Source organism: Bacteroides coprosuis (assembly GCF_020741705.1).
GTDB lineage: Bacteria > Bacteroidota > Bacteroidia > Bacteroidales > Bacteroidaceae > Bacteroides_E > Bacteroides_E coprosuis.
Genome location: NZ_DYYK01000106.1, coordinates 1 through 3,401 on the forward strand (window position 1 = coordinate 1; position 3,401 = coordinate 3,401).

The 3,401-nt window shown below is 31.4% G+C and carries 4 protein-coding genes; 1 reads left to right on the plus strand and 3 read right to left on the minus strand.

Annotated elements, in window-relative coordinates:
- Window positions 1–581, minus strand: a 581-nt coding sequence (locus tag K8V80_RS06145; protein ID WP_276776162.1) for an AraC family transcriptional regulator, incomplete at its 3' end; no start/stop codon positions are given.
- Window positions 582–835: 254 nt separating this feature from the next.
- On the opposite strand from K8V80_RS06145, the gene K8V80_RS06150 reads away from it, so the two are divergent.
- Window positions 836–1,648 (plus strand): alpha/beta hydrolase, encoded by an 813-nt coding sequence (locus K8V80_RS06150; protein ID WP_276776163.1) that lies wholly within the window; start codon window positions 836–838, stop codon window positions 1,646–1,648.
- A gap of 3 nt (window positions 1,649–1,651) precedes the next feature.
- Here K8V80_RS06150 and K8V80_RS06155 read toward each other — a convergent pair whose 3' ends face one another.
- Entirely contained in the window at window positions 1,652–3,055 is a 1,404-nt protein-coding gene (locus K8V80_RS06155) for a S41 family peptidase (protein ID WP_276776165.1), read from the minus strand.
- Window positions 3,056–3,134: 79 nt separating this feature from the next.
- The coding region (locus tag K8V80_RS06160) for a Na+/H+ antiporter NhaC family protein (RefSeq protein WP_276776167.1) at window positions 3,135–3,401 on the minus strand (267 nt) is incomplete at its 5' end.

The following is a 3,401-nucleotide window of genomic DNA, read 5'->3' on the forward strand; positions in this document are numbered from 1 at the left end:
AAATCTTTGAAATTTACAGTTTTATTCAAAATAGGAGAGAAGAAATTAATCATATCTTCTTTTCTATAAAAACCTCTAAAAACAAAGAATATTTCTTGTAACTTCATAGTATGTAGGTGCATACATTGAAGTCTGTTGTCTAAATAGAAGTCCATACTATCAAGAACGCGTTTCATACCTTCCTTAATAGGTAGCCCTAAATACTCATTTTTTTCTATTGGAAATTGGGTATATAAACTTTCAAGGACTAGTTTGTCACAAACGTTTACGTGTTTGTCAAAACAAAGCAAATAAACTTTTGCTTTTGTAATAGCTTTTCCTGATAATTGGCTATTTTTAGAGAATGCAACCATCGTATCTGCTTTGTATATACGATAATCAAACTCGTCACTACGTATTTCTACTGTTCCCTCGAGAACAAATAGTAAGTAGTGCAAGTTGTGTTGCTCAATATCAAACTCTTCATTGGCTTCTATATTATGTCTTGTAAAGCCTGTGTAGTGGTCTGAGACATAGTTAGAACAAGCAAGGTGTTCTTTAATATAAAGTGTCTTCATCTTTTTGATAATTGTTTTACGCATTCTATAGTGCTATTTCAACAACTACTGGTGCTTATTTGTTGAAGTTGCTAAAGCTCTGATAGAGTTGGTAATTATTATGTAAGTTAGTTAGTGCTTACAAATATATACATATTATTATAAAAAACACAATATAATTCATGATTGTGACTATAATTAATTATAAAAACACGTCATGTATATATAGATGTGATATATATAATTGTCTGATTAATACATAAATGTACTATAATATAATATTTAAATGAATACAAAAGATGAAATTTAAATTTAAAATAATATTTTCTGTGATACTTGTCTTGTTTCTGAAAGTAGACTTATTGGCTGCAGAAGTTGATACTTTGACAATATCTAGTTCTTTTATGGAAAAAGAGATGAAAGTCATTTTAATTAGACCTACACAATACAATGAGCGAACTCCTATATTGTATCTTCTGCATGGCTATAGTGGTAATGAAAACTCTTGGTTGGAGATAAAATCAGATCTTCCTCAGTGGTCTGATAAATATGATATGACGATAGTATGTCCTGATGCTGAAAATAGTTGGTATTGGGATAGTCCTCAATTAAAAAAATCTCAATATGAGTCTTATTTTATAAAGGAGCTGATACCTTATCTTTCTAATAGGTATAATTTGTCTCAAGATAGAAGCAAAACGGCTATAACAGGGCTTAGTATGGGAGGACATGGTGCTTTTTGGTATGCATTGCGATACCCCAATAAGTTTGGGGCTGTTGGGAGTACAAGTGGTGGTTTAGATTTGAGAGGGTTCAAGACAAATTGGAACTTGAGTAATCATTTAGGTGATTATACTCATAATAGTATTGTTTGGGATACATATACTGTGGCTACATATATTGATCAATTCCAAAAGAGTAATCAATCCATTATTTTTGACTGTGGAGTAGATGATTTCTTTTATCAAGCCAATTTAGAAATACATCAATTAATGGTAGAGAAGAAAATTAAGCATGATTTTATATCAAGACCAGGAGCTCACAATCATGCTTATTGGAATAATTCCATTGATTATCAACTCCTGTTCTTTTATAAATTCTTTAATAAGTAAAGATTAATCAAAGATGAAATTGTTAGCTCTTCTCCTATTAGCAGAGTTATCAATTTCTTTTATTTGATAAGTTTTTATGTCTTGTGTATCTGTAGTTCTTGTAGATGCTCCATCCAGAGAATACCCCATTATTCTTAGTGTGTGTTGTAATAGACGTTCTGTTTCAGGGTTGCCTATGTCTCCTAAGGGTAGTTTTTCTTTTATTATATAATTCTCTTTTGTGAGATTTGGCTTTCCACTTTCATATATACCTGGGTTGAAGCCATCTTTGTAGTCCGATTGTCCCTTCTTATTGTAGATTTGCATAGTAATAGGTTGTATAGCCCAGTTAGGCTGTTTTTTGAAAACAAATCGATTTGAACCTACATTTTTACCAGTAGTAGTTAACCCTATCACATGAACAGGTATATCGGGGCGAAGACAGTTTATAATTAGTTCTGAAGCAGAAGCTGTTGTCCCACTCGTGATTACATATAATCTTTTTAAATCTAAATTGATTCCATGATCTTTTGCTTCAAGAGAGGTTTCTTCACCTTTGTTGGATTTCATATAGCCTATTTTTGTGCCTAATATGCTACGTGGTCCAATGAGCGATATTAATAACTCGGCACTCGTAACGTAACCACCATTATTATATCTTAAATCAAGAATTAAATCTTCTACTCCTTGAAGTTCTCTTATTGCTTGTTTAAGGGCGTCATCATAAGTAGTATCTTCAGGATCATTATTTTTACCTCTTTCAAATTGGTTATACATCAGATAGCCCACTTTGTTTTCTATTAGTTTCCTTACTATGTATACGGGATTTTCGTCTATTTTTCTTGCAGCCTCTAGGTTTATCGTTTTCTCTGGAATAATGCTGCTACCACTTATTTTTGATGTTTTTATCTGAATTTCACCATCTCCAAGGAGCTTAGTTATATTCTTATCATTAATTTTTTCTCCATCAATTTCTGAAATTAGATCTCCTCTTTTTAGGTTGGTTTTGTATGCCGGAGAGTTTTTGTCTTTAGAGATGTATTGAACTAATGCAAATTCTCCAGTAATATCTTTAATAGTCACATATGCAAAACTAATTCCATAGCTATATTCTGTTTGGGGAATACCTCTAGTCGAAGGAATGTCATTTTTGTTTTCTATATATGAATAAGGACCATTTTCATTACCATCATTTTTACTTAATAGCTTTCCGAAAAAAGTTTTTGGTTCTTCAAAGAAATTAAGTTTTTCTCTAGGAGGTATTTCATCATTCCAGAGGTAGTGTTCTTCCATGGTTTTATAGATCCATTGTTGAACCTCTTGTAGCTCTTTTGCCTCATTTGATCTGTCATCTCCACAAGATGAGAGGGTAAATAATCCTATAATAAATAATACAGAAAGTCTGTATATATCCTTATTTAGTTTCATAATTTATGCGTTATTCAAAATTTATATATTACGAAGATACATAAAGATATATAAATTAGTATTTAATCATAGATTATGTTTAATGGGTTACCCTCTTTTTTATTTTATAGCCAATTGCTGCTATTGTTAAACTCATTATAGGGCTGATAAGATTAAAGAAGCAATAAGGTAGATAAACAACAGTAGGAACATTTAAAACGGTTGCTTGAGTCATTCCGCATGAGTTCCAGGGTATTAATACAGAAGTAACCGTTACTGCGTCTTCTGTTGTACGACTTAGTAGTCTGCTTTCGTATCCCATCTTCTTATAAATGTCTTTAAACATATTACAAGTTAGAATTATTGA